21 protein-coding genes and 1 pseudogene are annotated in these 22,566 nt (G+C 72.1%); 11 read left to right on the top strand and 11 right to left on the bottom strand.

Features of this window, described 5'->3' with window-relative positions; all coding sequences use genetic code 11:
• Positions 1-49 precede the first annotated feature (49 nt).
• Together N8I86_RS02275 and N8I86_RS02270 are read left to right on the top strand one after the other, a co-directional pair.
• On the top strand, positions 50-1,204 hold the full coding sequence (locus N8I86_RS02275) for an MFS transporter (RefSeq protein WP_263280044.1): 1,155 nt from the start codon (positions 50-52) through the stop codon (positions 1,202-1,204).
• Positions 1,205-1,345: 141 nt separating this feature from the next.
• Positions 1,346-2,206, top strand: coding sequence for an oxygenase MpaB family protein (locus N8I86_RS02270; RefSeq protein ID WP_263276933.1), 861 nt, complete (start codon positions 1,346-1,348; stop codon positions 2,204-2,206).
• Positions 2,207-2,269: 63 nt separating this feature from the next.
• On the opposite strand, the gene N8I86_RS02265 is transcribed toward N8I86_RS02270, so the two are convergent.
• Positions 2,270-2,782 carry a GNAT family N-acetyltransferase gene (locus N8I86_RS02265; RefSeq protein WP_263276932.1) on the bottom strand — a complete coding sequence of 171 codons (513 nt, stop codon included), beginning with the start codon at positions 2,780-2,782 and terminating at the stop codon, positions 2,270-2,272.
• Between the two features lie 33 nt (positions 2,783-2,815).
• On the opposite strand from N8I86_RS02265, the gene N8I86_RS02260 reads away from it, so the two are divergent.
• The 4 genes from N8I86_RS02260 (at position 2,816) to N8I86_RS02245 (ending at position 6,365) form a co-directional block, all read left to right on the top strand.
• Positions 2,816-2,953 carry a hypothetical protein gene (locus tag N8I86_RS02260; RefSeq protein ID WP_158075346.1) on the top strand — a complete coding sequence of 46 codons (138 nt, stop codon included), beginning with the start codon at positions 2,816-2,818 and terminating at the stop codon, positions 2,951-2,953.
• 212 nt (positions 2,954-3,165) lie between these two features.
• Positions 3,166-4,638 carry an FG-GAP-like repeat-containing protein gene (locus N8I86_RS02255; RefSeq protein WP_263276931.1) on the top strand — a complete coding sequence of 491 codons (1,473 nt, stop codon included), beginning with the start codon at positions 3,166-3,168 and terminating at the stop codon, positions 4,636-4,638.
• Positions 4,639-4,814: 176 nt separating this feature from the next.
• Entirely contained in the window at positions 4,815-6,182 is a 1,368-nt protein-coding gene (locus N8I86_RS02250; protein ID WP_263276930.1) for a PhoX family protein, read from the top strand.
• 18 nt (positions 6,183-6,200) lie between these two features.
• Positions 6,201-6,365 (top strand): hypothetical protein, encoded by a 165-nt coding sequence (locus N8I86_RS02245; RefSeq protein WP_263276929.1) that lies wholly within the window; start codon positions 6,201-6,203, stop codon positions 6,363-6,365.
• 139 nt (positions 6,366-6,504) lie between these two features.
• Here the strand turns inward: N8I86_RS02245 and phoU are convergent, their stop codons facing one another.
• Together phoU and N8I86_RS02235 are read right to left on the bottom strand one after the other, a co-directional pair.
• Positions 6,505-7,176, bottom strand: coding sequence for a phosphate signaling complex protein PhoU (gene phoU, locus N8I86_RS02240; protein WP_073896018.1), 672 nt, complete (start codon positions 7,174-7,176; stop codon positions 6,505-6,507).
• A 147-nt stretch (positions 7,177-7,323) separates the two neighbouring features.
• Positions 7,324-7,830: a TspO/MBR family protein gene (locus N8I86_RS02235; protein WP_073896020.1), complete on the bottom strand. Its 507-nt coding sequence runs from the start codon at positions 7,828-7,830 to the stop codon at positions 7,324-7,326.
• Between the two features lie 204 nt (positions 7,831-8,034).
• Between N8I86_RS02235 and N8I86_RS02230 the strand changes: the two genes are divergently transcribed.
• Entirely contained in the window at positions 8,035-8,748 is a 714-nt protein-coding gene (locus tag N8I86_RS02230) for a FadR/GntR family transcriptional regulator (RefSeq protein ID WP_263276928.1), read from the top strand.
• Between the two features lies 1 nt (position 8,749).
• On the top strand, positions 8,750-9,583 hold the full coding sequence (locus N8I86_RS02225; protein ID WP_263276927.1) for a sterol desaturase family protein: 834 nt from the start codon (positions 8,750-8,752) through the stop codon (positions 9,581-9,583).
• Positions 9,584-9,806: 223 nt separating this feature from the next.
• On the opposite strand, the gene N8I86_RS02220 is transcribed toward N8I86_RS02225, so the two are convergent.
• The 6 genes and pseudogenes from N8I86_RS02220 to N8I86_RS02195 form a co-directional block, all read right to left on the bottom strand.
• Positions 9,807-10,016 (bottom strand): DUF6207 family protein, encoded by a 210-nt coding sequence (locus N8I86_RS02220; RefSeq protein WP_073896026.1) that lies wholly within the window; start codon positions 10,014-10,016, stop codon positions 9,807-9,809.
• Positions 10,017-10,106: 90 nt separating this feature from the next.
• Complete coding sequence (locus tag N8I86_RS02215) at positions 10,107-11,111, bottom strand: ABC transporter permease (RefSeq protein WP_263276926.1); 1,005 nt, start codon at positions 11,109-11,111, stop codon at positions 10,107-10,109.
• A 23-nt stretch (positions 11,112-11,134) separates the two neighbouring features.
• Complete coding sequence (locus N8I86_RS02210) at positions 11,135-12,097, bottom strand: ABC transporter permease (RefSeq protein WP_263276925.1); 963 nt, start codon at positions 12,095-12,097, stop codon at positions 11,135-11,137.
• Positions 12,090-13,608 (bottom strand): annotated as a pseudogene (locus N8I86_RS02205) (sugar ABC transporter ATP-binding protein). Before N8I86_RS02205 ends, N8I86_RS02210 begins: the two are co-directional and overlap by 8 nt.
• A gap of 1 nt (position 13,609) precedes the next feature.
• Entirely contained in the window at positions 13,610-14,707 is a 1,098-nt protein-coding gene (locus N8I86_RS02200) for an ABC transporter substrate-binding protein (protein ID WP_263276924.1), read from the bottom strand.
• Positions 14,708-14,874: 167 nt separating this feature from the next.
• Positions 14,875-15,888 carry a LacI family DNA-binding transcriptional regulator gene (locus N8I86_RS02195; RefSeq protein ID WP_093480133.1) on the bottom strand — a complete coding sequence of 338 codons (1,014 nt, stop codon included), beginning with the start codon at positions 15,886-15,888 and terminating at the stop codon, positions 14,875-14,877.
• Positions 15,889-16,048: 160 nt separating this feature from the next.
• On the opposite strand from N8I86_RS02195, the gene N8I86_RS02190 reads away from it, so the two are divergent.
• Complete coding sequence (locus tag N8I86_RS02190; RefSeq protein WP_263276923.1) at positions 16,049-18,649, top strand: PA14 domain-containing protein; 2,601 nt, start codon at positions 16,049-16,051, stop codon at positions 18,647-18,649.
• Between the two features lie 87 nt (positions 18,650-18,736).
• On the opposite strand, the gene N8I86_RS02185 is transcribed toward N8I86_RS02190, so the two are convergent.
• Together N8I86_RS02185 and N8I86_RS02180 are read right to left on the bottom strand one after the other, a co-directional pair.
• Positions 18,737-18,958, bottom strand: coding sequence for a hypothetical protein (locus N8I86_RS02185; protein WP_073896041.1), 222 nt, complete (start codon positions 18,956-18,958; stop codon positions 18,737-18,739).
• A 114-nt stretch (positions 18,959-19,072) separates the two neighbouring features.
• Entirely contained in the window at positions 19,073-20,218 is a 1,146-nt protein-coding gene (locus N8I86_RS02180; RefSeq protein WP_263276922.1) for an FAD-dependent oxidoreductase, read from the bottom strand.
• A gap of 200 nt (positions 20,219-20,418) precedes the next feature.
• On the opposite strand from N8I86_RS02180, the gene N8I86_RS02175 reads away from it, so the two are divergent.
• Positions 20,419-21,003 (top strand): TetR/AcrR family transcriptional regulator, encoded by a 585-nt coding sequence (locus N8I86_RS02175; protein ID WP_263276921.1) that lies wholly within the window; start codon positions 20,419-20,421, stop codon positions 21,001-21,003.
• 286 nt (positions 21,004-21,289) lie between these two features.
• The gene (locus N8I86_RS02170) at positions 21,290-22,486 is read left to right on the top strand and encodes an exo-beta-N-acetylmuramidase NamZ family protein (RefSeq protein WP_263276920.1); all 1,197 of its coding nucleotides are present in this window, start codon (positions 21,290-21,292) and stop codon (positions 22,484-22,486) included.
• Positions 22,487-22,566: the final 80 nt, after the last annotated feature.

Below are 22,566 nucleotides of genomic sequence, written 5' to 3'. Positions count from 1 at the left end.
GGTGAGCGCCTCGACCGGTGCGCGGGCTGCCGGTGCGCCGCCCCGGCAGATGTGGCCGCTGTACGCCGCCGGGTTCACCACCGCGTTCGGCGCGCACGGCGTCGCCGCCAGCCTCGGCGGTGACGCCACCGACGCGGTCACCTCGCTGCTGGTCCTCGGCGGACTCCTCGCCCTGTACGACGGCGCCGAGGTCGTCCTCAAGCCGGTCTTCGGCACCCTCGCCGACCGGGTCGGGGCCCGTCCCGTCATGGTCGGCGGGCTGATCGCCTTCGCCGTGGCCTCCGCGCTGTACGCCGTCGCCGACAGCCCAGGCTGGCTGTGGGCGGCCCGCCTCGGCCAGGGCGCCGCCGCCTCCGCGTTCTCGCCGTCCGCCTCCGCCCTGGTCGCCCGGCTCAACCCGGCCGCCAAGCAGGGCCGGGCCTTCGGCAGCTACGGCTTCCACAAGTCCATCGGCTACACCCTCGGCCCCCTGCTCGGCGGCGTCCTGGTGTGGGCCGGCGGCCTGCGGCTGCTGTTCGCGGTCCTCGCGGTGCTCGGCGCCGCGGTCGCCGTGTGGGCCGCGCTCGCCGTCCCGGTCGTACCCCCGCTGCCCAAGGCCCGGCAGACCGTGTTCGACCTGGCCCGCCGTCTGGCCGACCCCTCCTTCCTGGCCCCCACCGCGGCCCTCGCCGCGGCGACGGCCGCCCTGTCGGTCGGGGTGGGGTTCCTGCCCGTCTCCGGACGGGCCGCCGGACTCGGCACCGTCGCCACCGGCGCGGCCGTCTCCGTGCTCGCCGCCTGCGCGGCACTGGTGCAGCCCCGAGCCGGGCGGGCGTTGGACGACGGACGCCTGACCACCCGCTCCGGCCTGGCCGCCGGACTGCTGACCGCCTCCGCCGGCCTGGCCTGCGCCACGCTGCCCGGCCTGACCGGAGTGCTCCTGGCAGCCGCCCTGATCGGCGCCGGCACCGGCCTGATCACCCCGCTCGGCTTCGCCTCCCTGGCCACCGCCACCCCGGCCGCGCGGCTCGGCCAGACGATGGGCGCGGCGGAACTCGGCCGCGAACTCGGTGACGCGGGCGGCCCGCTGCTGGTGGCCGCCGTCGCCACGTCCACCACGCTCACCCACGGCTACGCGGCCCTCGCGGTCCTCCTGGCGTCGGGCGCGGCACTCCGGCTGGCCCACCGCCGGACCACGGCGACGCCGTACAGGACAAAGACGTAGGAAGTACGTGCGTCAGGGGTACGGGGTTACCGGGGGACGGGGTGACGAGGCCCAGGCGCCCCGGCCGCGTCCTCGGCCGGCCCGCCCGCTCCCCAGGACACGCCTCGGCGCAGGACACTGTCGGCAGGACGGGAGGCCACCATGCTGACGGACATGCGGGAACACCTGGGCAGAGCCCTGTTCCACCGGGTCGCGGGCCCCGACGGGCCGGTGAACCGGGCCCGCATCCACGGCACCCCCGGAGCGCGCTGGTTCGGCCCCGACCGGCCGATCCGCACGGTCCACGGCGACGCGTCGATGTTCATCGGCGGGATCAGCGCCCTGCTGCTCCAGTCCCTGCACCCCCTCGCCATGGCCGCCGTCGCCGCCCACTCCGGCTACCGGGGCGACCCGTGGGGACGACTGCAGCGCACCAGCACCTTCCTCGCCGTGACGACCTACGGCACCGCCGAGGACGCCCAAGGGGCGGTCGACCACGTCCGCGCGATCCACGACAGGATCCGCGGGCGGACGGCCGACGGGTCGGCGTACCACGCGGCCGACTCCCACCTGCTCGGCTGGGTGCACGCCGCCCAGACCGAGAGTTTCCTGCGCGCCCACCAGCACTACGGGGCCCACCCGCTCGACACCGCCGCCTGCGACGCCTACGTCGCCGACACCGCGCGGATCGCCGAATCGCTCGGCGTGGCCGACCCGCCCCGCGACCTCCGCGGCCTGACGGACAGCCTCGCCACCTACCGGCCCGAACTGCGGGCCACCGCCGAGGCCCGTGCCGCGGCACGCTTCCTGCTGCTCCAGCCGCCGCTCCCGCTCATGGCCCGGCCGTTCTACGCCGGCCTGGCCGCCAACGCCGTCGCACTGCTCCCGTCCTGGGCCCGGAGCATGCTGCTCCTGCCCCGCGTCCCCGTCCTCGAGGGCCTCGCGGTACGCCCCGCCGGCCAGGCGCTGACCAGAACCATCCGCTGGGCCATGACCCCGCCGCCGCGGCCGCACACCGACTGACCGGCCGACCTGCGCGCCGCCGCCGCGCGGGTGTCCCCACGTACCCGCGCGGCAGCGGTGGGGTCAGATGCCGAACGGAGCGGCGTAGCGGACGGTTCCACCGGGGAGCGGATGGCCGTCGTCCAGGCTGAGGGCCATCAGCGCCTCGTCGGGGACGTCGACGGTCAGGCCGATGCCGTGAGCGGAGGCGCGGGTGAAGCCGAACCGCGGGTAGTAGGCGGGGTGCCCGAGGACGACCACATGGTGTTCGCCCGCCGACCTCGCCGCGGCCAGGGCGGCGCGGACGGCCGCCGCACCCGCGCCGCTGCGCTGATGCTCGGGGCGGACGGCGCACGGAGCCAGACACAGGGCGGGTACGGCGTCGATGTGGCAGCGGGTCAGCAGGGCGTGGCCGACCGGGCGATCGGCCTCGTCCACGGCGACGAGGGAGAGACCGTCGATCCAGGCGGTCGGGTCGGCGCGCAGGGTGTCGACGAGATCGGCCTCCGCCGGGGTGGGGAAGGCGGCGAGGTTGATGGCGCGGACGGCGGCGATTTCGGCGCCGGTCTCGGCGCGCGTGGTCCAGGTGTTGCCCATGACGAGGGGAGATCCTTTTCAGGAGGGGTTCGTGTGGGTTCCCCGCGAGCGCACGCCCTCGGCGAGGGCGGACAGGATCAGGCCACGGCCCGGGACGCGAGGGAGACCCGGGCACGCACGGCGGCCATCCACACGGTCATCAACCTCACCTCCCTGATCCTCGACTCCTGACCGGACACGAACCCCGTAACCGTACCGGAAGCGGCGGACACGGAGGCGCGGGCAGGACCGGATCGGGATGTGGGACGGCTCCCCGAAGCGGCGATCGTCCCCTCGTTCATCCGCCGTTCACCGCACAACCATCCGTTCGTCCCGGGTGTCTCACCGTCGAAGCTCACCCGCGTACGCGCGCTTCGCCACCACTCGTGCTCCCAGGAGGAACCGTGGGCATCCGCAGGCCGGCCCTCGCCACCGCCGCAGCCGCCGCGCTGATCGGCGCGTTCACCGTGCCGCTCGCCGCAGGCACCGCATCCGCCGGGGAGGCGGCCGCCCCGGTGCGCGAGGACTTCAACGGGGACGGTTTCCAGGACCTGGCCGTCGCCGCACCCGCCGCCAAGGTGGGCGGTCACACCTGGGCCGGCTACCTGGCGATCAGCTACGGCTCGGCGAACGGCCTCGGCCCGGCCCGCACCACGGTCATCACCCAGGACACCCCCGGTGTGCCCGGCACCTCCGCGGACAACAGCGGCTTCGGCTACGAGTTGTTCCCGCGCGACCTGGACGGCGACGGCATCACCGACCTCGCCGTCGCCACGCACGAGTACCAGCCGGCCGGCAACATCGGCGGTTCGGTGATCATTCTCTGGGGCCGGACCACGGGGATGTCCGGCACCGGCGCCGTCCGTGTCCCCGCACCCGCCAACGCGTTCGTCGGCCAGGACATCACCGCCGGCGACTTCGACGGCGACGGCCACACGGACCTCTTCCTGAGCGACGGCGAGGACTACGACGTCCGGACGGTGCTCTACGGTCCGTTCGGCCGCAACGGAGCACCGGCCCGTGAGCAGCAGCTGACCGTGTTCAGCACGGACAACACGATCTGCTCCACCGCCGCCGGCGACTTCAACGGCGACGGCGTCGACGACCTCGCGACCTTCTACGTCTACGAGGACCACGCCGAGGGCGGCAAGCTGTGGCTCGGCACGAAACAGGGCCTGTCCACCGTCCCGCAACGGCTGAACTCCGCCAACGCCACCGCCGTCGGCGACTTCGACAAGGACGGCTACGCCGATCTCGCCACCCGGGTCTACCCGAACGGTGAGACGTACCTGGACGAGGACCCCGGGACGATCAAGATCTACTACGGTTCGCCGACCGGTCCCAGCACGACCCGCACGAGGACCATCACTCAGGAGACCTCGGGCGTGCCCGGTACGAGCGAGAAGGGCGACCGGTTCGGGGCGCGACTGAGCGCGGGCGACGCGAACGGCGACGGATACGCGGACCTCGCCGTGGGCGTCCCGGGCGAGGCGATCGGCACGGTGGCGAAGGCCGGCTCGGTGGTGCTGCTCAAGGGCGGAAGGAGCGGGCTGACCGGCACGGGCGCGCTGGCGTTCCACCAGGACACCCCGGGTGTGCCGGGGGCGGCGGAGAAGGGCGACCTGTTCGGCGGTTCGCTACGGCTGCTGGACGTCACGGGGGACAGGAAGGCGGACCTGGCCGCGGGCGCGCCGGGCGAGGACCTGGGCACCGTCGTGAACGGCGGTGCCATGTGGCTGCTGCGCGGCACGACTTCGGGCCTCACGGCCGCGAGGGCCTTCGCAGAGAACCCGGTGGACCTCGGGGCGCCGTCCGCGAAAGCGGAGTTCGGCGAGAACCTGGGCGGGGACAACGGGCCGGTCCTGCTGATCCCGTAGGGCCGGTCGCGCACCGAGGGCGGCGTGCGGCGGGCCGCTCAGGCGATTCGCCCGTGCCCGGTGCCCGCCCCGGTCACCCGTGACACACGCTACGCGCGTGGTTCCCGTGGTCCGTGGCAGATGGTAGACACGGCGGGGTCACAGTTCCTGTCCGCCAGCAGGAAGGTTGCTGCCGCATGTCCGCAACACGACGTCAGGTCCTCGCCGGCACCGGGGCCTTGGGGGCGGGGATCGCCTTCACCGGCGCCCTGTCCGAGCTGTTCGCGGGTACCGCCGCCGCGCACGGCCTCGGCCACACCGGCTACGGTCCGCTCGTCCCCGATCCGAACGGCCTGCTCGACCTGCCGAAAGGATTCCGCTACCGCGTGCTCTCCCGCGAGGGCGACCGGCTCCGCTCGGGAGAGGGCCGCGTCCCCTCCAACCACGACGGCATGGCCGCGTTCGCCGGCGGCGGGGGCCGTACCCACCTCGTCCGCAACCACGAGAACCGCGTCACCGCGGCGATCGCGGTCCCCACGGTCGACGGTCTCACCTACGACCCGGCCGGCAAGGGCGGCTGTACGGCCCTGACCCTCGACGCGGACCGGCACGTGCTGTCCGAACGGGTCGCCATCGCCGGTACGGCCGTCAACTGCGCCGGTGGACGCACACCTTGGAACACCTGGCTCACCTGCGAGGAGACCGAGGACCGGGCGGGCACCAACGGCTACACCAAGGACCACGGCTTCATCTTCGAGGTCCACCCCACCGACCCGCTCCGCACCGGCGCCGTACCGCTCACGGCGATGGGTCGCTTCCAGCACGAGGCCATCGCCGTCGACCCCCACAAGGGCGTGGTCTACGAGACGGAGGACGCCTTCGAGAAACCCTTCGGTCTCTTCTACCGCTTCCTCCCCGCCAAGCCGCTGGGCGGAGTCGGATCGCTCCGCGCGGGCGGCCGGCTCCAGGCGATGCGCGTGCCGGGCGTTCCGGACCTGTCGACGGTCCAGGAGACGGGCGCGCGCTTCGACGGCATCGAGTGGGTGGACGTACCCGACCCGCTCGCCGCCTCCACCCCGACCCGGCTGCAGGACTACGGCCCCGGGGGCATCACCCACGCGCAGAAGCTGGAGGGCTGCTACTGGGGCGGCAGTTGCGTCTACTTCGTGTCGTCCTTCGCCCGCAGCGCGGACGGCTCCACCGCCGACCACTACGGGCAGATCTGGCGCTACGACCCGGCGCGCCGCCGGCTGACCCTGGTCGTCGTGTTCGGCCCGGACACCGATGTGCAGCTGCCGGGGGAGTCCCCGGACAACATCTGTCTCGCCCCGGGCGGCGGCCTGATGGTCTGCGAGGACGGCAACGGCGCCCAGCACGTCTTCGGCGTGACCCGTAGGGGCGAGGTGTACGCGATGGCCCGGGGCCGCCAGAACATCGGGACCCCGGACAAGCCCGAGTGGGGCGAGTTCGCCGGCGTCACCTTCGCCCCGGACGGGCGGACGATGTACGTCAACTGCTATACGCCCGGCACCACTTTCGCGGTCACCGGTCCGTGGCAGAGGTAGCCGCCGGACCGTGCGGGCATGGGCGGCGCCGGCTTGACGGTGGCACCGGCCGCGGCGCGTACGGCCCACCGGGCGGCGAACACCACGGCGCCGATACCGATGAGCACCCTGCCGAAGGTCTGCTCCTCCTCGGCGATCCGCTTGTCCTGCTCGGCCTCGAACCTGGCGTCCCGCGCGGACTGATCGGCTTCGTGGCCGAGGGTGTCGGCCCACTCGGCGGATGACGCGTCGACGGCTTCCTGGTCGGCCGTGACGCTGTCGCTGCCGGCCGGGAGGTGGACGACCGGTCCGATCGCGGCGATGATCAGCCCCGGCAGGGCGGTCAGTCGGGCTCGATGTCGGGGACGTACTCGTCGGCGTGCTCGCCGGTGACCAGGTACACCACGCGGCGTGCGAACGAGACGGCGTGGTCGGCGAAGCGTTCGTAGTAGCGGCCGACCAGCGTGACGTCGACGGCCGTTTCCACGCCGTGCTGCCACCGGTCGTCCAGCAGGTGCTGGAAGATCATGCGGTGCAGCTCGTCCATCCGGTCGTCCTCCTGCTCCAACCGGAGGGCGGCCTCCACGTCCAGGGTGAGGAGCGTTTCGGCGGCCTGAGCCATGAGCCGCTGGGCGAGCTGCCCCATCTCCAGGACGGTGCGGTGCAGGTCTCCGGGCACGGCACGGTCGGGGTAGCGCCGCCGGGCGAGCTTCGCCACGTGCGCGGCGAGGTCCCCACAGCGTTCGAGGTCCGCGCTCATGCGCAGGGAGGTGACGACGGTCCGCAGGTCCGTCGCGACCGGTTGCTGCCGCGCCAGCACGGCGATGGCACGATCTTCGAGGTCCCGCTGCAGGTCGTCGACCTCGGTGTCGCCGGAGATGACGCTCTCGGCGAGGGTGAGGTCCGCGTCGAGGAGGGCGGTGGTGGCGCGGCCGATCGCCGAGCCGACCAGGCGGCTCATCTCCATGAGGCCGGCGGCGAGCGAGGCCAGCTCCTCCTGGTAGGCCCCTCGCATCGAACTCCTCCTCCTGGCGTGGGTCTCGTCCCTCCTGCCAGGCTGCCACAGCCTCCCGCCGGGCTCTCGTCGCCGGGTCCGGGACGATCGCTGCCTCTCCTGGCCGAAAAGCGCCGGACCGAGGTGCCCCGCGCGATCGGGCGGCCTTCAGTTCTGGCGGACGATGGAGGCGTTCAGCGCCGTGGCGAAGGCACACCACGTCGCGTAGGGGAGCAGCGCGGCGGCCGCCGTCCGGTCGGTTCGTGCCACGCGGCGGATGAGTTCCCCGTTGCTGACGTCGAGCAGTACGGTGCCGGCCAAGCCGGCCCTGGTGCTGCGCAGGCCGAAGAACAGCCGGCTCCACCCCGCGTTCAGGGTGAGGTTGGCGGCCAGGCTCGCGGCCAGCAGCCCGCGTTCCCGCCGGTTGGGGGCGGTGGCCAGCGCACGGCCGCCCGCGTAGGCGATCGTCGCGTACAACGGTGTCCAGACGGCACCGAAGGCCCGGGGTGGAGGTTCCCACAGGGGCTTGCGCAGGGACCGGTACCAGTCGCCGTCGGCGTCGACGGCTCGCGCACTCGCGAGGGCGGCGGCGGCGACGGCCACGCCGGTGACGGCGAAGTACGGCCAGGACCCCGTCCGCCGCCCGTCGCCGCCGTACCTCCTGATCAGCCTCATGGTGCTAGTGCTTCCCCGAGGAGGACGCCCGTACCAGGCGCGGCCGCGCTTCTCACCGTATGCCCGCCCGCTGCGCCACTCGGGTGGCGGGGGGATGCGGGGCGGCCGTGATCGCCGTCGAGTCGCAGGGAGTGCCGCCGGCGATCGTCGGGAATCTGGTCCAACCAGTTGACCAGTGACCCACCTCCGGCCACCCTGTGCGTCATGACCGAGCGACACATCCGGCGCGAGGCGGTCTCGGACCAGCTCTTCGCCGTGCTGCGCGACAGGATCCTCGGTGGTGGCCTGCCCCCGGGGTCCGCCCTCACCGCCGAACGTGACCTGGCGGCCGAGTTCGGGGTGAACCGGCACGCGGTCCGCGAGGCCGTCAAACGGCTGCAGCAGGCCCGGCTGGTCGAGGTCAGCCATGGTGGTCGCACGCTCGTCCTGGACTGGCGGCGCAGTGCCGGCCTCGAGCTCGCCGTCGGGATCGCCGCCTCCGACGGCGGACCCTCGGTCGCGGACCTGGCACGCGACGCCCTGGAGATGCGGGCCTGCATCGGCGCGGACGCCGCCCGGCTGTGCGCGATCCGGTGCTCGGAGCCGGCCGCCGAGGAGATCGTCGAGGCGGCGTGGCGGTACGCGCGCAGCGGACCCGATCTGGCGGACCTCGGCCTGGCGGACGTCGCCTGGTGGCGGCTGATCGTGGAGGGGTCCGCGAACCTCGCCTACCTCCTGGCGTTCAACAGTCTCGTGGACGGCACGCTCCCGGTCGCCGACGTACCGGACGACCTGCGGACCGCCGAACTGCTCGACGTGGAGACGCACGTGCGGCTCGCCGAACTCATCGCGGCACGCCGGTCCGAGGCGGCCGAGAGACTGGCACGCGAGCTGCTGTCCCGCAGCGTGCCCGCGACGCCCCGGAAGGTGGTGCGCTGACATGATCCCCGCCGTGGTCTACGCGATACCGGCGTTCGTGCTGCTGGTGGTCGTGGAGGCGCTCTCCTACCGTTTCCTGCCGGACGACGACGAACGCGGGTACGAGCTGCGGGACACCGTCACCAGCATGTCCATGGGCGCCGGGAGCCAGGTCGTCGCGGTGCCGTGGAAGGTCGTGACGCTCGTCCTGTACGCGGCCCTGTTCACCGTCGCCCCCTGGCACCTGTCCGCGTCCTCGGCATGGACCTGGCTGCTGCTGTTCCTCGCCGACGATCTGGCGTACTACGCCTTCCACCGCGCCCACCACCGGGTGCGGGTGCTGTGGGCGAGCCATGTGGTGCACCACTCCAGCGTCCGCTTCAACCTCTCCACCGCCCTGCGCCAGAGCTGGACTCCGATGACCGGCCTGCCGTTCTGGCTGCCCCTGGCGCTGCTCGGCATCCCACCCTGGATGATCCTGCTCCAGCAGGCCTTCAGCCTGGTCTACCAGTTCTTCCTGCACACCGAGCGGGTGGACAGGCTGTGGCGCCCGGTGGAGTGGTTCTTCAACACGCCCTCCCACCACCGTGTCCACCACGGCTCCAACAACGCCTATCTGGACCGCAACTACGGCGGCATCCTCATCCTCTGGGACCGGCTCTTCGGGACCTTCGAACCCGAGGGCGAGCGCGTGGTGTACGGGCTCACGAAGAACATCGACACCTACAACCCCCTGCGAGTCGCCTTCCACGAGTTCGCCGCGGCCTGGAGCGACGTCCGCACGGCCCGCCGCTGGCGCGACCGCGCCGGCTATCTGTTCGGCCCGCCCGGGTGGGTGCCGGACGCGCAGCGGTGAGGCCGTGACGGGTCGCCGGAGCGACCGCCCGCCTTACGAACCGGTGACCCGGCGGGGCGAACGGTGTCCGTACGGCCGTGCGATGCGGGACCCTGGGTGCTCGGCGCCGGTCACACAGGGCGTCGTCGCGGTACAGGGAAGCGGCTGCCGCGAGGGGTGCCCCGGGCCGACCCCGGGGCACCCGCCGCGTGCCGATCCGTGCGCCGGTCCGCCGGCCCGGCCGTCACGACGTGAGCGGCTGGCGCATGTCCAGGTAGCAGCGCAGCCGGACGCCCGCCTGGCCGGGCCCCCGGCTCGCGCGTTCGACGGCGGTGACGGCCCACAGCGAGGCCAGGACCGCCTGGAAGGCGAACGCGGTCCGGTCGTCGGCGGCCGCGATGTCGACCACCACCAGGCCGGGCTCCGCCACGTGCACCTCGTGAATCACATCCATGACCGGAACGACGCCCTCCGGAGTGCGGAGGGTTCGTCCGTGACTCACCTTTCACCCGGTTGGACACCGCGGCCACACGACAGCGTCCGGTCACAGCACCCGCTGCCGGCGCCCCAGCCAGGTCTGGGCGACGACCACGGCCGCCAGGAAGGCCCCGCTGACCACCTGTTGGTAGGCGGAGTCCAGCGAGCCGATCTGGTTGATGACGTTCTGGATCACCTTCAGCAGGGCCACCCCCACCAGCGAGCCGCTGATGAAACCGAAGCCGCCGGTGAGCAGCGTGCCTCCGATGACCACGGCCGAGATGGCCTCCAGCTCCATGCCGGAGCCGAGGATGGTCACCCCCGACACGAGCCACGCGGCGTTCAGCGCACCGGCGAGACCCGCGCACAGCCCCGACAGGGTGTACACCGCGACCTTCGTCCGGGCCACCGGCGCACCCATCAGGGCGGCCGCGTCCTCGTTGCCGCCCACCGCGTACACGTACTGGCCGAAGCGGCTGCGCCGGAGCACCACGGAGCCCGCCACGAACAGCGCCACGGTGATCCACACCGGCACGCCGACCCCGAGCAGGGAGCCCTGGCCGAGCCGCGCGAAGAACGAGTCCGTGTCCACGAGATAGGTGCGTGAGCCCTCGTCGGTCAGCGCGAGCAGCACGCCGCGCGCCCCGAGCATGGCGGCCAGGGTCACGATGAAGGGAGCAAGCCCGGAGCGCGCGATCAGCAGCCCGTTCACCAGTCCGACGAGCCCGCAGACCGCGAGCGGCAGCAGCAGCGCCACCGCGGTGCCGTACTGCGACCCCCACGCGGCGAGGACACCACCCAGGGCGAAGAGGGAGCCGACGGACAGGTCGATCCCGCCGGTGACGATGACGAAGGTCATGCCGAGGGCGACGACCGCCAGGAAGGCCGACGACAGCGCCATGTTCGCCAGGTTGTCGCCGGTCAGGAAGGTGTCGAAGCCGAGCGACGCGGCCACCATGGCGATCACCAGGGTGACCAGCGCGCCGTGCTGCTGGGCGAGCGCGCTCAGACGCTCGGACCGGGTGGCACCGGGCGGCGCGTCCTGGGTGACGGCGGCGGTCGTGGTTCCCATGGCTGCTTCCCCGGTGTCGGGGGTCATCGCATCCTCCGTTCGCGCGCCGCGTAGACGGCACCGACGATCACCACGGCCTGCGCGATCTGTGTCCACGACGGCGGCAGGTCGTGCTTGATGAGCGTGGTGGTGAGCAGCTGGATCAGCAGCGCACCCGCGACCGTGCCGCCGATCCGGACCCGGCCGCCGCTGAGCGGGGTCCCGCCGACGACCACCGCGGTGATGGCGGACAGCTCCATCAGCGTGCCCAGGGAGGTGGGGTCGCTCGCGGTGAGCCGGGCCGTGGCCAGGACACCCGCGACCGCCGCCAGGGCGCCCGAGGAGACGTAGACGACGACGAGGACCCGTCGCACGGGCAGTCCCGCGAGGCGCGCCGCCGGCCGGCTGTCGCCGATGGCGAGCAACTGGCGGCCGAACGTGGAGCGTTTGACGGCGAACGCCACGAGCAGCGCGAGCACGGCCGCGATCAGGACCAGGTACGGGACGCCCAGCACGTCACCGGAGCCGAGAGCCGCCATGCCGGGGTCGTGGACGTCCTTGAGCCGGGGGAGCAGGACCAGGGCGAGACCGCGGGCCCCGACCATCAGGGCGAGCGTGGCCACGATGGGCTGCACACCCATGAAGGCGATCAGCGCCCCGTTGGCCACCCCGACCAGCATCCCCCCGAGTACGGCGATCAGCGTGGCGAGCCACGGCCCGTAGCCGAGGTAGAGCGACAGCAGCGAGGTGGACAGGGCCATGACCGAACCGACGGACAGATCCACTCCCTCGGTGCCGATCGCGAGGGCCATGCCCAGGGCGACGATCAGCACGGGGGCGACCTGTACGGCCTGGGTGCGGAAGTTCTCGGCGGAGGCGAAGTGCGGCGTGAAGGCGAAGTTGAACAGCAGGAGCACCACGACTCCGCCGTAGACGCCGTAGTTCTGCAGCAGGCGCAGCGCCCGGTCGCGGTCCACCGTGCCGCGCGCGAGGCTCAGGTCAGTCACGGGCTGCTCCTTCGGGTACGTCGGCGATCGCACGCAGCAGTTCGTCCTCGGTGACGTCGTCACCGGTGAGTTCCCGCACCACCGCACCGTCCCGGAGGACGACCACGCGGTCACTGCCCTCGATCAGCTCCTCGGTGTCCGAGGAGATCAGCAGCACGGCCAGGCCCTCGTCGGCGAGTTCGTCGACGAGGGCCTGCACCTCCGCCTTGGCTCCCACGTCGATCCCGCGCGTGGGCTCGTCCAGCAGCAGCACCTTGGGGTGCAGCGCGAGCCAGCGCGCCAGGAGCACCTTCTGCTGGTTGCCGCCCGACAGTTCACCGACCTTCTGGTGCGGGCTGGAGGCCTTGATGCGCAGCCGTTTCATGAACGTGTCCACGACGCGGTCGATCCGTGCGTCGTCCACCAGCCCGAACCGCGACAGCCCCGGCAGTGCGGCGAGCGCGATGTTCTCCCGCACCGACAGGCCCGGCACGATGCCCTCGGTCTTGCGGTCCTCGGGCAGCAGGCTGATTCCGGCCCGGATCGCCGCCGGCGTGGACCCCGCGCGCACCGGCGCGCCCGCCACCACGACCCGGCCGCCGTCGACGGGCAGGGCACCCGCGATGGCCTTGGCGGTCTCGCTGCGCCCGGAGCCGAGCAGCCCGCCGAGCCCGACCACCTCTCCGGGGCGCAGCGACAGCGAGACGTTCCGCAGCCGGTGACGCGCCGTCAACCCCCTCGGCGGTCAGCACCGGTTCGGCGGCGGTCTCGTGGGACCCGCTGAACTTCGTCAGGCCCTCGCGGCGTACCTCGCCGATCTCCCGCCCGAGCATCAGCCCCACCAGACGCAGCCGGTCGAGGTCGGCGAGCCGGCCGGTGTGCGCGACCCGGCCGTCGCGCAGGACGGTGACCGCGTCGCAGATCTCGTACAGCTCGTCCATGCGGTGGCTGACGTAGACGACCGCGATACCGCGCTCGCGCAGGGTGCGGATCACCTCGAACAGCGTCCGCACCTCGCGGGGCTCCAGCGACGAGGTGGGCTCGTCCATGATCACGACTCGGGCGTCGATGGCCACGGCCCGGGCGAGAGCGACCATCTGCTGGGCGCCTACGCCGAGTTCCCGCAGAGGACGGCGTACGTCCACCCGGATGCCGAGCCCGCGCAGGGTCTCGTCCGCCTCGCGGTGCATACGGCCGAAGTCGATCAGGCGCAGCCAGTTGCGCGGCTCGCGGCCGAGCAGGAGGTTGCGGGCCACGCTCATCAGCGGGACGAGGTTGACCTCCTGGTAGATGGTGGAGATGCCCGCCTGCTGCGCCTGCAGGGGAGTGGTGAATCGGACCGGGGAGCCGTCGTAGGTGACCTCACCGGCGTCGGGCTGATGGACGCCGGTGAGGACCTTGATCAGGGTGGACTTGCCGGCGCCGTTCTCGCCGACGAGGGCGTGCACCTCCCCGGCGCGGGCGGTGAAGTCCACGTCGGACAGCGCCCGCACGCCGGGGAAGGTCTTGCACAGTCCGGTGACCGCGAGCATCTCAGTAGGCCTTGCCGAGGTCGGACTTGGCGTTGCTCTCGGTGTAGGAGCTGTCCTGGATGACGATGTCCTGGGACACCTTCCGGCCCTGGGTGAAGGTGTCCAGGGTCTGGAACGCCAGCGGCCCGAAGCGCGGGTTGGACTCGACGACGCCGTCGATCCAGCCGTCCACGATGCCCTGTACGGCGTTGCGGGTGCCGTCGATCGTCACGATCTTGACCTCGCCGGGCTTCTTGCCGGCCCCCTTCAGGGCGTTGACGGCGCCGAGGCCCATCTCGTCGTTCTCGGCGTAGATGCCCTTGATTCCCGGCTTGGACTGGATGAGGTTCTCGGTGACGGACTGCCCCTTCTCACGGGCGAAGTCCCCGGTCTGCCGGAAGACGATCTTGAGTCCGGGCGCCTTCTCCTTGATGCGGTCCTCGAAGCCCTTGGTGCGTTCGGTGGTGACGTTGTTGCCCGCCGCGCCGAGCAGGATGGCGATCTCGCCCTTGCCGCCGGTCGCTTCGATCATCTGGTCGGCGGCCCGTTCGCCCTGCTCGACGAAGTCGGAGCCGATGAAGCTCACGTAGTCCTTGCAGGCGGTGGCGTTGATCTTGCGGTCGATGGTCACGATGGGGATGTGCTTGGCGGCGGCGGCGCGCAGCACCGGCTCCCACCCGTCGGAGTTGAGCGGGGCGACGACCAGCAGGTCGGCCCCCTTGGCGATGAGGTCCTGGACGTCGCTGATCTGCCTGGAGAACTGCGACTGGGCGTTGGCGGTGAGGAGTTGGACGCCCCGCTTCTTCGCCTCCGCCTTGATCGAGGCGGTCTCCGCGATGCGGAACGGGTTGGCCTCCTTCTCGGACTGGGAGAAGCCGACGGTGGCGGACTTCAGGTCGATCTTCTTGCCGCCGTACGCGTCGATGGCGCAGGTCGGTCCGGACCCGCCGCTGGGCGAGGCGACGACCTGGCCGGAATCGGTGTTCTGGGAGGCGCCCTTGTCGCTGCCGGAGTCGTCCTCGGACTTGGCGCATCCGGCCACGAGGGCCAGGCTCGTGACGAGGCCGGCGGTGAGGAGGGTCCGCGCGTGGACGCGGCGCTGTGCTGCGATGGGCTTCATGAAAGTCCCCAAACGGCGTGGCCCCGGCGCACTGGGAGCGCTCTCGGGGTCGGACGGCTCTTGCGGTCAACTCGATGTGCACGTCGTTCGGGGAGGTTTTTACATCGTTGGAAGAGTGGTGTAAACCCCTCCCGCTCGAACTCCAGGCCACAGCGCCGGCGCCACCGTCAGCGCCGGCCCAGGGTGCTCTCCCGCTCCACCAGCCGGAATTCCGCGCTCAGTTCACGTCCGCCCGTCTCGCCCCGGCCCGACAGGCTGCGCAGCAGCGACGCCACGGCCATCCGCGCGATGGCCTGCTTGTCCGGCGAGATCGTGGTCAGCGACACGGCACCGAAACGGCCCTCCGCGATGTCGTCGAACCCGACCACGGCGACGTCCCAGGGCACCCGCAACCCCCGCTCGTGCAGCACCCGCATCGCCCCGATCGCGATCAGGTCGTTGAGCGCGAACACCCCGTCGGGCCGCACCCCCGAGTCGAGCAGCTGGGCCATGGCGCGGGCGCCGTCGTCCCGGTCCCAGCCGCCGACCGGGACCACCAGGTCGTCCGGCGCGGGCACCCCCGCGGCGGCCAACTCCTGCCGCCAGCCGAGGAGTCGCAGGTCGGCGGGCCGGTTGGCGGCGTCGGTCCGGGCGCCCAGGTAGGCGATCCGGGTACGGCCCCGGCCGAGCAGATGCCGGACGGCGACCCTCGCCGCGGTCACGTTGTCGATGACGATGTGGTCGTGCGGGGTGTCGTACTCGCGCTCGCCGAGCAGCACGAGCGGCACGTCGTCGGACCGCCCCTGCAGGTCCTCGGCCTCCAGCTCCAGCGGGCTCAGGATCAGTCCGTCGATCACCCGGGCCCGGAACCCCTGGCTGACCAGCACTTCCTGCTCACGCCTGCCCCGTGTGTGATCGAGCAGCACCGTGAACTCGTGCTCCGCCGCCGCGTCGATGACCGCGCTCGCCAGCTCCGCGAAGTACGGGTTGCCGAGCTCCGGCACGGCGAGCGCGATGATGCCGGTGCGGCCCTTGCGCAGGTGCCGTGCGGTCAGGTTGGGCCGGTAGCCGAGTTCGTCGATGGCCTCCTGGACCCGGGCCCGCATCCCCGGTGTGACGTGCGGATAGTTGTTCACGACATTCGACACGGTCTTGATCGAGACACCGGCCCGTTCGGCCACGTCTTTCAGACTCACCCGCAAGGGAACTCCTCGACGTCGACTCAAGCTCCGGGGGGCGGAGCCCTGTCATGACCCTGGACAGCGGCCGGGAGCCGTGCTCTCATGCCAACTGCCGTTGCTTCCAACGTTGTACAGACTGAAGCAGTGAGCCGCCACCCTTCCCCTCAGTCAAGGGAGAACCGTGCGCATCCGACCACTCCGACACCGATTGTCCCTTCTGCTCGCCGCCGCCCTGGGTCTCGCCGGGCTGGCCGCCGTACCCGACGCCACGGCCGCGGACAGCACCGAGGTCCACGGCCTCAAGGGCGAGTACTACACCCAGTCCGCCCCCGGAGCCTTCGACTTCGCCCAGCTCAAGGCCACCGGATTCGACCCGCAGCTCGACTTCGGCTCCCTGGAGTCACGCCTGAACTCCGCGACCGGCCGGTCGGACGACGTCAGCGTCCGCTGGACCGGCCGGATCGTGCCGGAGAAGACCGGTGCCACCACCTTCTCGATCACCGGCGACAACGGCTTCCGCCTCTGGATCGACGGCAAGCTCACCATCGACCACTGGGTCGACGACTGGGACCGTGAACAGACCAGCGCCCCCGTCGAACTGACCGCCGGCAAGGCCTACGACATCAAGGTGGAGTACTTCGAGCACTACGGAGGCTCCAACCTCCACCTGCGCTGGACGCCGCCCGGCGGCGCCAAGTCCGCCGTACCGCAGTCGGCGTTCCTGCTGCCCGAGGGCTACGCCTACAACGGCGCCATCGCCACCACCGTGCTGCGGGACGGCCGGACCCTGCGCCTCGACTTCGCACAGACCCTCGCGAAGCCCGCGAAGGGGCTCACCGACCACCTCGACGCCGTGATCGGCGGCGCGAAGTGGCCTCTGGGCGCCGCCCGGCTCGACCCGGACGACCCCAAGTCGCTGCTGGTCTCGCTGAAGGAGCCGGTCGTCGGCAACAAGACCGGCACCGCGCCCGGTCTGGCGGACGTCCGCTACGACGGCGAGGGGAGCCTCGCCTCCCAGGACGGCAACGTTGTCAACGCCTTCTGGAGCAGCGGCGCCAACCACTCCACCTACGAGCTGCGCACCAAGTGGGCCGACGACGTCACCCCGGCCAACGCCCACCGCGAGTACCCGAGGCCCCAGCTCACCCGCGACGCCTGGCGGAACCTCAACGGCAGCTGGCAGTTCGCCGCCGCCAAGGCCGGTGAGCAGCCGCCCGTGGGCCGCACCCTCGGCGAGCGGATCCTCGTGCCCTATCCGGTGGAGTCCCAGCTCTCGGGCCTGGAACGGCACGAGGACCGGATGTGGTACCGGCGCACCTTCACGGTCCCGGCCGGCTGGAAGGTCGGTGACGGCAGGCGGCTGCAGCTGAACTTCGGTGCCGTCGACTGGCGGGCCGAGGTGTACGTCAACGGCACCAAGGTCGCCGAACACCAGGGCGGCTACGACAAGTTCAGCGCCGACATCACCGACGCCCTCAAGCCGGGCCGCACCCAGGAGCTGATCGTCGGCGTCCACGACCCGACCGACGCGGCGAACGGTGAGAACCCGCCGATCGGTAAGCAGCGCCTCGACCCCAGCGGCATCTGGTACACCCCGACCTCCGGCATCTGGCAGACGGTGTGGCTGGAGCCCGTGGCGTCCGACCACGTGGACCAGCTGAAACTCACCCCGAACGTCGACGACGGCACCCTCACGGTCGAACCGCGGGGCGTCCGCGACGGCCTCCCGGTCACCGCGACGGCGTACGCCGGAAAGCGCAAGGTGGCCACGGCGACCGGACGCACCGGTGAACCCCTCACCCTGAAGATCCCGCACGCCCGGCTCTGGTCTCCGGACGACCCGTACCTCTACGACCTGAAGGTGAGCGTCGGCCAGGACCGTGTGGGCAGCTACTTCGGGATGCGCTCCATCTCCGTGCGGAAGGTGAACGGCGTCCCGCGCACCGTCCTGAACGGCAAGCCCGTCTTCATGATGGCCACCCTCGACCAGGGATTCTGGCCGGACGGCCTGCACACCGCGCCCAGTGACGAGGCTCTCGCGTACGACCTGAAGATGCACAAGAGGATGGGCTTCAACTCCGTCCGCAAGCACATCAAGGTCGAACCCGACCGCTGGTTCTACTGGGCCGACCGGCTCGGCCTGATGGTGTGGCAGGACATGCCGGCGATGACGGCCGGCGTGAACCCGTCCACCGCGGCACGCGCCGAGTACGAGCGCGAGATGAAGCAGATGATCGACGAGCACATCAGCAGCCCGTCCGTCGTCATGTGGGTCGTGTTCAACGAGGGCTGGGGCCAGTACGACATCGGCCGCGTCGCCTCGCAGGCCAAGTCCTGGGACCCCACCCGCCTGGTCAACAACATGTCCGGCCTCAACCTCGGGGCCGACGGCGGGGCCGGCGACATCATGGACGAGCACGGCTACCCGAGCCCCGCCCTGCCACCCCACCCGGACGGCCGGCGGGCCCTGGTCAGCGGCGAGTACGGCGGCCTGGGCCTCGGCATACCGGGCCACGCCTGGTCGGTCCAGCAGTCCTACGTGGATGTCGACCCGACGACGTACACCGACGACTACCTGGAGAAGCTGACCGAGGTCCACGCGCTCGCCTGCCGCGGCGGCAACGGCGCGGTGTACACGCAGATCTCGGACGTCGAGGGCGAGCTCAACGGCCTGCTGACGTACGACCGCAAGGTGGTCAAACCCGATGTGTCCCGGTTGCAGGCGGCACAGACCGCCCTGATCGACGACGCGTCACGGCCGGTGCCCGCGGGCTGCGCCTGACACCGGGACGCAACGGCACACGTCGTCGGTAGAGGTCGGTCCGCCCATGGCCCAGGCCGTGGGCGGACCGCCGCGCGGCACCGGACGTCAGCCGACCTGGCGGCAGCCGACGGTGGGGTAGATCCGCTGGATCAGGGAGGTGGCCTGGGGTGTCGTGGTGATGGTGAACACCGGGCCGCCGTTGCAGGACCACTTGGTCGTCACCAGTTCGGCCGCCTGGGCGGAGGGCGCCAGCGCGAGGGTGGCGAAGACGAGGGCACCGGCGATCGCCGCGAGGCGGACACGAGTGGTGGAGGGGCGCAGCTTCATGACACTCCTTGGTCTCGGCGGACTGCGGGCTTCTGACCGCTCTCCCCTCGATTGTTCGGAAGCTTGCCGACGACGGTTGACCGGACTACCCCGATCGGCCTCCCGACCGCACTTTCAGGTGCGGGGGCGGCCGTCCTCGGCGGAGCCGGGTCCGTCGGCGGCAAGGAGGTGCGCCGCCCCGCCGTCGAGGAGGCGGGCCGTCTCGATCGAACGGGGGAGCATGGTCTTCTCGTAGGCGCGCAGGGCGTCGTCGACGCTGGAGGCGTGCGCGAGTGCGAGGGCCAGTTCGCTCGCGTCGAGCAGGGCGAGGTTGACGCCGACGCCGAGCGGCGGCATGAGGTGGGCGGCGTCGCCGAGCAGGGTCACCGCCGGGTCCGGCTCCCAGGCGTGCGGCACCGGCAGCGCGAAGATCGGGCGGTCGACATAGGGGCCGTCGTTGTCGGTGATCAGCCGGCGCATGCGGGGCGACCAGTGCGCGTAGCGTTCCAGGAGCAGGGCGCGGATCCGCTCGGTGTCCTGCCGCGTCGGTCCGCTCGCGGGGATCCAGTCGGCCGGGACGCGCTGGATGAGGTAGACGCGGATGTGGTCGCCGCCGTTGCGCTGGGCGAACATGGCTCGCTCACCGTCGGCGGCATGGGCGCCGCCCTGGCCGACCAGGCCGGCGATCTCCGGGTGACGAGACTCCACGTCGTCGAACCAGGCCTCCAGGAAGCTCACGCCGGTGTACCGGGGAGTGGCGGGCGAGAGGACCGGACGCACCCGGGACCAGGCGCCGTCCGCGCCGATGACCAGGTCCGTCTCGATGGTGGAGCCGTCGGCGAAGTACAGCCGCCGCGGCCCCTCGGCGGGCCCGCTCACGCGTTCCAGGGAGCGGCTCCAGCGCACGGTGCCCGGGCTGAGGGAACCGAGCAGCAGGTCGCGCAGTATGCCCCGGTCGATCTCCGGTTTGAACCTCTCGTCGGGTGCCGGGACCTGATGGTCCATGAGTGGGCCGGCGGGGCTCAGCCGGCGCATCTCCTGTCCTTCGGGCCTTGCCAGGGCGAAGAACTCCTCGAGCAGGCCCGCCGCGCGCAGGGCCGCCTGGCCGTTGTCTGCGTGCAGGTCCAGGGTGCCGCCCTGGTCGCGGGCGTCGGCCCCGGGGTCGCGGTCGTGGACGGTGACCGTGATGCCGTGCCGCTGGAGGATGCGGGCGCAGGCCAGCCCGCCGGGGCCGGCTCCGACGATGCTGATCCGGGCGTCGCGGGGGTGGGGTGAGGTCATGGGTGTGCCCCTTCATCGGTGCGGTGGGTGTGTGGGTGCGTTCCTCGATGCGGTGCCGTACGGGAACCGCACGGCGGCTCGGAGGCCGGTCCGACGACCGGGGAGCGCCTGGAAAGCAGAGTACGCAAAAAAGTGGAACAGGCAAACCTTTTGCATGGGACCACTAATTTGCTGGTGCCGTGATCCGCTAGGATCGCCCCATGACCGAGCCCCCGATCGGCCGCCGCGAACGCAAGAAGGCGGCCACCCGGCAAGCGATCGCCGACGCCGCCCTCCGCCTCTTCCTGGAGCACGGCTACGACAGCGTGGGCGTCCGCGACGTCGCCGAAGCGGCCGACGTCTCGACCACCACGGTGTTCAAGCACTTCACCGGCAAGGAAGCCCTCGTCTTCGACCGGGAACAGAGCACCGACGAGGGGCTGGTCGCCGCGGTGCGCGGGCGGGCGGCGGGCGAGAGCGTCCTCGACGCCCTGCGCCGGCACGTGCTCGACACCTGGCTGCCGATCGCCGAACACCCCCAGCGGGAGCAGTTCCACCAGCTGGTCGACTCCACCCCGGCGCTGCGCGCGTACGCCGAGCGGATGTGGGTCCGCCACACCGGCACGCTCGCGGCGGCCGTCGCCGACGAGTTCGGCGTGGACCACGGCAACCTCGCCTGTACCGCACTCGCGCGGTTCGTCCTCGAGGTCCCCGCCCTCGCCCAGGGCCAGAAGGACCGTCGTGCCGCGGTCGAGGAACTCTTCGGCATCCTGGCCAACGGCTGGCGGCCGCCGCCGCGGACTTAGGACCTGTCGTCTGGATCATGCCCGCGTCGCTGGGGGCCTGGCACGCACCGTGAGCCCGACGGGCCCCGGGCGGCTGCGGTCCGCCGGCCGCCCCGGCGCCCCCGCCCGGCGCGCCACGCGGCCGCCGGGCGGTCTCGGACGACGCGCGACATTCCGTGGCCGGCTTCCCCCCAAACGGGGGCGAACCGGTGCAGAATTCCGAGCTGGCAACCATGCCGGCCCCAGGGAACCGCGCCGGCTTACAGAACCACCGCTTCCAGGTGTCACCGGCGGACGGGGGCAGAGGATGACCACGGACCACCGCGTCGGCGTGACGACCGGGATCGCACGACTGCACGCGTCCCCGGACCTCGCCGGACCCGGCCGGCTCGGACTCGTCACCAATCACACCGGCGTCCTCCCGGACCTGCGCACCGCCGCGCCCGCGCTGCTCGACGCCGGCGCACGGCTCGTCGCGCTGTTCGGCCCCGAACACGGACTGCACGGAACCGGTCAGGCCGGCGAGAGCGAGGCCGTCCGGACGGACCCCGCGACCGGCCTGCCGGTTCACGACACCTACGGCCGTGACGCCGAGCGCCTCGACAAACTGCTCATCGGCAGCGGTGTCGACGCGCTGGTGTACGACCTCCAGGACATCGGCGCCAGGTTCTACACCTACGTGTGGACCATGTTCGACCTGATGGTCTCGGCGGCCCGCACCGGCGTACGGTTCGTGGTCGCCGACCGTCCCAATCCGCTCGGCGGGCTGGTCAGCGAGGGCCCGCTGCTGGACCCGGCGTACGCCGGCTTCCTCGGGCGCGCCCCGGTGCCCGTCCGGCACGGGCTCACCTGCGGCGAACTCGCGCGGTACTTGAACACCTCCGCCGTGCTCGACGCGGCGGGCACCGCTGCCGACCTGACGGTGATCGACGCGATCGGCTGGCGGCGAGCGATGCACGCGGAGGCCACCGGGCTGCCGTGGGTCGCGCCGTCGCCGAACATGCCGACCACCGCCACCGCCACCGTCTACCCCGGGACCTGCCTCTTCGAGGGCACGAACCTCTCCGAGGGCCGCGGCACCACGCAGCCCTTCGAGACCGTCGGAGCCCCCTACATCGACGCGGGGTTCGCCCCCGCGCTCGCCGAACTCGCCCTCCCCGGAGTGCACTTCCGCGACCTGCGGTTCGTACCGACCTTCCACAAGCACGCCGGACGGCCACTGCGCGGAGTCCAGCTCCACGTCACCGACCGCGACACCTTCGCCCCCGTACGCACCGCCGTCGCCATGCTCGCCACGCTGCGACGGCTGTACCCGGACGACTTCGCCTGGCACACGCCCGGTGGCGGCGCGGAAGGCGCCGGTCACCGGCACTTCATCGACCTGCTGTGGGGATCCGACCGGTTGCGGCGCGCCGTCGACGCGGATGACGACCCGCTGAAGCTGTGCGATCCGCCCGCGCCGCCCGCCCGGTGGGCCGGCGAGGACGCCCTGCTCTACACGTGAGCGCCACCGCCCCGTCGCCCGGGACCGCCCGACCCGCCCCCGACACACCCGCCGCCCGTGCAGGGAAGGACCACGCCGTC

Origin of the sequence: Streptomyces albidicamelliae, assembly GCF_025642175.1 — a bacterium.
In the GTDB taxonomy this organism is placed as follows: Bacteria; Actinomycetota; Actinomycetes; order Streptomycetales; family Streptomycetaceae; genus Streptomyces; species Streptomyces albidocamelliae.
Note: the sequence above shows the minus strand (reverse complement) of the source record. Positions and strands in the feature narration are given on the sequence as shown.